Origin of the sequence: Brevundimonas sp., from assembly GCF_032017145.1 — a bacterium.
In the GTDB taxonomy this organism is placed as follows: domain Bacteria; phylum Pseudomonadota; class Alphaproteobacteria; order Caulobacterales; family Caulobacteraceae; genus Brevundimonas.
Genome location: NZ_DALZQC010000015.1, coordinates 39,457 through 45,855, shown reverse-complemented (window position 1 = coordinate 45,855; position 6,399 = coordinate 39,457). Strand labels below are relative to the sequence as shown.

Genomic DNA, 6,399 nt, shown 5'->3' with positions numbered 1-6,399 from the left:
CAGGGCGGCCGCCCTGCTGGCCCGCGCCGTGCCGGACGGCCATGCGGTGACGGTCGAGGAAGGCCCCGAGCCGGAGGCCGACGATCTGCAGCCCGTTCTGGTGGAGCCGGACGGCCTCCTCCTGCAGTTGGCGGATGGCGACGACGCGGTGATGGTTCGGACCCAGGGCGGCTTCTGCCTGGGCGTGGTGCTGCGCGGCTGGCGCGAGGGGCGGGACGTGGCGGTGGTCGAGCAGGAGCCCCTGCCCGCCCTCGACGGCGTCGCCGTTCAGGACGTGGTGCTGCGCGCGGCGCAACGATCGCCGGGCGGGCACGATTACGCCGCCCTGCTGGAGCCGCTTCAGTTTCAGGCGCGGGTCATGTCGGCGGGCAGATACGCCCACCCCAGCGCCGACCGGCAGTCGCCGCGCTCGCTGCTGAGACCCCGGCTTCTGCTGGACCGCGCGGTCCTGACGGCGCGTTTGAAGTCGGCGGCCCTGCGCGACGGCGCCCGGTCTGTTGCGGCGGGCGAGACCGAGGGTTCGACGCCCTTCATGACCCTGGACACCCGCGCCCCCGCCTTCCAGGGCGACGACGACTGGCGCGACCGGCTGGGCCATGATCGCCGCCTGACCGTCCGCTATGGCGGCGGCGATCAACCACCCCATGTCGCCGTGCGGGCGCTGGCCGAAGGTCTGCTGACCCTGACGCCGTTGCATGGCGCCGGCGTGGCCAGCCTTGGCTACGCCGAGCGGCAGACCTCGCCGGATCAGGCGAGGCGTAGCCTGCTGGCCGCCCTTGGAGACGTCGAGATCGTCAGCCAATCCGAAGCCAGCGCCGCCCCCGGCTTCCTTCGAACGCCCTGGGTCGGCGACAGACTGTTGCTGGGGCCGGCGGCCGCTCGCTTCGGCCCGGCCCTGGGGCTGGACGACATCGTGCTCGGTCAGCAGTTGAAGACGCTGGCCGCCTGCCTGCCCGGCGCGCCCGAACAGATACCGGCCTGCGCCGCCGCCTATACGACGGCGACCGTCAGGGACCTGGGCCACCGCGCCGACCGGCTGCATCTGATCCTGCGGCAGGGTCCGAGGGGCGCGGCTCTGGCGCCGTTCGGGCCGGATCTGGAACGGCGGGTCGGCCAGTTCCTGTCGCGTAACGGCGCGGTCCGGCTGGACGGCGATCCGTATGACGCCCAGCACTGGGCGATGCTGATGGCGGGCCTTGGCCTGACGCCCCGCCGCCATGACGTGCAGGCCGACCGGCTGGACCTGTCGGCGGCCATGGGCGCGCTGGGACGCATGGTGGTGGCCTTCGACCAGACGCTGGCGGCCCTGCCGACGCACGATACGGTCATGGCCGAGCTGCACGGCGCCGGCTGATCCATAAGAAAAGGGGCGTCGATCAGTGATCGACGCCCCAGGCCTTCGGCTCAGAGAAGGTCTTAGAAGGTGTAGCGCAGGCTCAGCGTCACGCGGCGGTCGCTGCGGAAGTAGGAGCGCGGGGCCAGCGGGCCGGCCTGGTTCACGCCGTTGAGCGGGTAGGACGTCTGCTGCTCCGTGACCGTGACCTCGTCCAGCAGGTTCGCGCCGTACAGACCGATCTTCCAGTTGTCGTTCAGGGTGTAGAAGATCGACCCGTCCAACTGTCCGGTCGAGGCGTTGAAGATCGGCGAGAAGGGGTTCACCTCGTCGCGCGGCGTCAACAGGAAGCCGTTGCGCCAGTTGTAGGCCAGACGCGCCGACAGACGATCCCGCTCATAGAAGACCGAGACGTTATAGGTGTGGCGCGACAGTTGCTGCAGCGGCAGCTCCAGCCCTGCATAGCGAGGCTCGTTCACCTCATTGGGGAAGGTCGAAGGCTCGACGAAGGTATAGTTGGCCTCGATCCCCAGCCCGCTGAGCAGACCCGGCAGGAAGGTGTAGGTCTGCTGATAGCCGACCTCGAAGCCCTTGATCCAGCCCGAGCCGATGTTGACCTGCTGGTTGACCAGAACATCGGTCGAGACGCCCTGGGCGTTGCTGAACGGCTGCACGAACGAGCCGCTCGCCAGGATGTCCGTCAGGTCCTTGTAGAAGGCGTTGAAGGTCAGCGAGCTGCCCGGCTTGAAATACCACTCCACGCCCAGGTCGTAGTTCCAGGCGCGGACGCCCGTGAGCAACGAACCGCCGCCGTTGGTGGTGAGCAGGGGCGCCGTATTGACGTCGCCGCCGTTCGCCCGGATTTGATTCATGTCGGTGTAGAACAGGCCGGCCGAGAAGGCGGTCACGCCGAAGTCCGGACGGGTCATGGCGCGCGAGACGGCGCCGCGGAAGACCCATTCCTTGTACTTCAGGTTGACGTTCAGGCTGGGCAGCCAGTCGTCATAGCTGTTGGTCCGCTCCACGGGCTGGGTGCTGCCGTCGCTGAAGGCGATCAGGTCGTTCAACCGGGCATCTGAGAGCAGGCAATATCCCGGCCCGGACTGGCCAGGCTGAATCAGCCCGCAACGATAACGCGCAATGGCGGCTGCATTGGCCTGGGTGACACGAATACCCTGACCCGGGAATCTCGGGTCATTCCTGTCGGCGTCACCGAACTGCTCACCCACATTCGGGGTGGTGATGAAGCCCTGCGTCTGGAAGTCGGTCTTGGCGTAACGCAGGCCGATGTTGCCCGAAAGCGCCGTGTCTGCGCCGAAGATGTCGTCGCGACCGAAGTCGAACCTGACATAGGCGGATTTCGTCTGTTCCGACGAAATGTTCGTCTCACCGGGCAGGAATGGCGTGCCAGACACAACGCCGTCACGCTTGTCTAACGGCCTCCACGTGCCTTCCTCCCTGCGAACCCCCGCCAAAGCCGCCTGCAAGGTTCCGTCGCGATAGGCCGAGGCCAGGCCGACGGTCGGATAATAGGCGTTGATCGGCGACGGGTTATGGCCGCGCTGGAAGTTGGGGAAGTCGAACTGTTCGACAGCCAGCGGGCCCGTCGTTTGGAAGGGCGAAATGCCGCCGGCCCAGCTTTCCGAAATCGCGCCCCAGTTATAGGCGCTGTATCGGCGCGTCTGCTCGCGATCCGAATAGCGCGCCCCCATGCGGATGGCGCGCAGGAAGGAATTGTCGAAGTCGTATTTCAGGTCGGCCTTGAACGCCTTCTGCTCGCCCTCGGACTGTTCGACGTGATCCATGGCCGCGCGGTAGTAGAAGTTGGCCGGATCGTTGGTCAGGGCAGAGGGCTGGCCTGAAGCGTCGACGAACTGGATGTCCGGCACGCCGTGACGACCTTCGCCGATCAGGGTGTAGACCGGCGTGATCGCGCCGTAGACGCTCATGTCCACGTCGTCGGCCGAGGCCTTGCTGTACTGGGCGTCCAGCCAGATCGACAGGCGGTCGGTCGGGTGGAACTCCGCCGCCAGCGAGAAGTCTTCCGTCAGGGTCTGGAGATCGCGCTCGCGCTTGGGCGCCACCTGCAGGTTCGGGGCGTTGTTGACCAGAAGCCCGCTGGTGAAGACGCCGTTGGAGCCATAGGTGAACGGATTTCCGGCGGTCGGGGTGGGATCGCCGCCGCTGCCCAGATCGACCTCGATCACACGCTCGGTCCAGCCGGAACGCGAGTCGGCGCGGATGTATTCGCCGGTCAGCTTGGCGCGGCCGTCATTGGATTCCCACTGCAGCGAGCCGTCCAGGGTCGAGCGCGAGCGGTCGAACTGCTGGGTCCGCACAGCGCCGCCGCGCGGGACATAGCGGCGGTCCTCGCCGTTCGACAGGTCGGGGCGATAGACGAAGTCCGTCAGGTGAGTGCCGTAGGCTTCGGAATAGAGGTCGGATTCGCCATAGCTCAACAGGGCGCCGAACGCGCCGTGCTGGGTGTCCCAGACATTGCTGATCAGGGCCGAATAGCCCAGGCCGGTCTTTTCGCGCAGATCGCCGTAGGAGCCCTCGGCCGTGGCGCCGAAGACGAACTTGCGGCTGTCGAAGGGTTTGCGGGTGCGCAGATCGACCACGCCGGCGATGCCGCCCTCGATGCGGTCGGCCGTGGCGTTCTTGAAGACCTGAACGCTGGACAGCAGTTCGGGCGAGACGTCGTTGAAGCCCAGGGCGCGGCCGGTGTTGACGCTGAAGGCGTCACGGCCGTTGAACTCGGAGCGGACGTAGGACAGGCCGCGAATGATGACGTTGGAGCCTTCGACCGAGAAGTGGTCGGGGTCGGTCGGGCCCTGGAAGCGGTTGATGTTCACGCCCGGGATGCGTTGCAGCACCTCGTTGACGGACTTGTCCGGCAGGGCGCCGATGTCGTCGGCGGTCACGGCGTCGACGAAGGTGTCGGAATCACGCTTGATCGCCTGGGACGAGGCGATGCGCGCGCGGATGCCGGTGACGACGATGTCGTCGACCTGGGTCGCGTCGTCCGTGGCGGGCGCCGTCGTCTGCGGAGCCGGCGTCGACTGGGCATGGGCGGCGGTCGCGCCGACGACAGCGACCGTCAAGGCCAGGGCGGACACGGAACGGCGCAGGCCGCGCGCGGCGGGCGCACGTCCGGAATGGAAGAGGTCTGACTTCATCTTGGTTTCCCCCGAGGTCCGACGGTGCTGCCCGTCGCAAGAATTTCGGCAGCCTTATCGACCGTCCGCAAAGCGTATGGACTACCGATTGACAGCGATGTCAATGCTCCACGACAGCGTTGCGCGGCTTTTTCTTCAGCATCGCGCCGTCGAGTGGTCTGTCCTTGCGCCTGTCAGGCGCGACGGCTCATCGTCGCCGCCAGGGCATCCGCGTGCGACGGCAGGGCGTCGGCGGTGCGCCATATGCTGTCGCGGATCGCCGCCAGCCGCGCCCGATTTTCATCGCGGCCGAGGACATCCGAGATCGGGTGACGGTCGCGCGGCGTCAGCCCCTGGCCCACCGCCACCGCCAGCCAGCTGGACTCCGAGAAGATGTCGTGATCGCGCCTGACGATGCGCCCCGTCTGCTCGAACAGGGCGATCTTGTCGGCCAGCCGGTCCGGGATCGGCATGGCGCGGACCTGTTCCCAGAACGGCCCGTCGCGCTGGGTGACCTTGTAGTGCAGGATCAGGAAGTCGCGGACGGTGACGAACTCCTCTTCCATCAGGGCGTTGAACTCGCGCCGCAGCCCCTCGTCGGTCGTCTGCGAAGGGAACAGGGTGATCAGCTTGGTGATGGCGCTCTGGATCAGGTGAATGCTGGTCGATTCCAGCGGCTCCAGGAAGCCGCTGGACAGGCCGACCGCCACGCAGTTTCGCTTCCAGCATTCGCGGCGGCGCCCGGTGGCGAACCGCAGGCGACGCGGCTGGGCCTGCGCCGGCCCCTCCAGCCGCGCCATCAGGGCGTCCTCCGCATCCTGATGCGACAGATGGCTGGACGAATAGACATAGCCGTTGCCCACGCGGTGCTGCAGGGGGATGCGCCACTGCCAGCCCGCCTCGCGCGCGGTGGAACGGGTATAGGGCGACAACGGCTCGACCCGCTCGCACGGCACGGCGACCGCGCTGTCGCACGGCAGCCAGGCCGACCAGTCGTCGTAACCGGCCTTCAAGGTCTTTTCGATCAGCAGGCCGATGAAGCCGGTGCAGTCGATGAAGAAGTCGCCCGCCACGAGGCGACCATCCTCCAGCACCACGCCCGAGACGTCCCCCGTCTGCGTTTGCCGGACCTCGACCACCCGCCCCTCGCACCGCACGACGCCCCGCGCCTCGGCATAGCGACGCAGGAAGCCGGCATAGAGGGCGGCGTCGAAATGATAGGCGTAGCCCAGGCTGGACAGGGGCGACTGCGGCCCGCCCTGCGGATGGACGAACCGCCCCCGCCGCGCGGCCTGCCAGGCCATGGAATAGGTTTCCAGCGGATCGGCCTGACCCTTGGCGCAGGCCTTCAGCCAGAAGTGATGAAAGGCGATCCCCTCCATATCGACGCCGAAGGCGCCGAACGGATGGAAGTAGCGCTCGCCCTCGCGCCGCCAGCCGTCGAATTCGATCCCCAGCTTGAAGGTGGCCTTGGTCTCGCGCAGGAAATCCGCCTCGTCGATGCCGAGCCGGGCGTTGAACTTCAGGATCTCGGGGATCGTCGCCTCGCCCACGCCGATGATTCCGATGGCCTCGGACTCGACCAGCGTCACCGACTTGCCGGCGCCTTCGAACACATGCGCCAGCGCCGCCGCCGCCATCCAGCCGGCGGTCCCCCCGCCGACAATGACGATGCGATCGATGGCCTGCGACGACTGCATCAACGCAATCCTCCCTGCGGTGCGGTGGACAAGCTGCAGGGCGGTGTCGGGACAACCTGACAACGACCACGCAAGTCATTGATCTGCCCTGCTTGCGCATCGTCATGCAAGTTTGAAGCAAGCTTAGCTTGTCATTCCAACCCATGCGACGCCGTCGGCCCCAGTTTTAGGGAATGTATCCGGTGAGTGCGCCCGCCGCGTGCGGGAA

The 6,399-nt window shown here is 67.2% G+C and carries 3 protein-coding genes; 1 reads left to right on the top strand and 2 read right to left on the bottom strand.

The window, feature by feature from the left end:
* Positions 1-1,354 (top strand): tryptophan 7-halogenase (locus tag RTU05_RS04550; protein ID WP_312596129.1); only part of this gene is annotated, 1,354 nt, incomplete at its 5' end.
* Positions 1,355-1,416: 62 nt separating this feature from the next.
* Here the strand turns inward: RTU05_RS04550 and RTU05_RS04545 are convergent.
* On the bottom strand, positions 1,417-4,512 hold the full coding sequence (locus RTU05_RS04545; protein WP_312596127.1) for a TonB-dependent receptor: 3,096 nt from the start codon (positions 4,510-4,512) through the stop codon (positions 1,417-1,419).
* A gap of 173 nt (positions 4,513-4,685) precedes the next feature.
* Positions 4,686-6,191: a tryptophan halogenase family protein gene (locus RTU05_RS04540; RefSeq protein WP_312596126.1), complete on the bottom strand. Its 1,506-nt coding sequence runs from the start codon at positions 6,189-6,191 to the stop codon at positions 4,686-4,688.
* Positions 6,192-6,399: the final 208 nt, after the last annotated feature.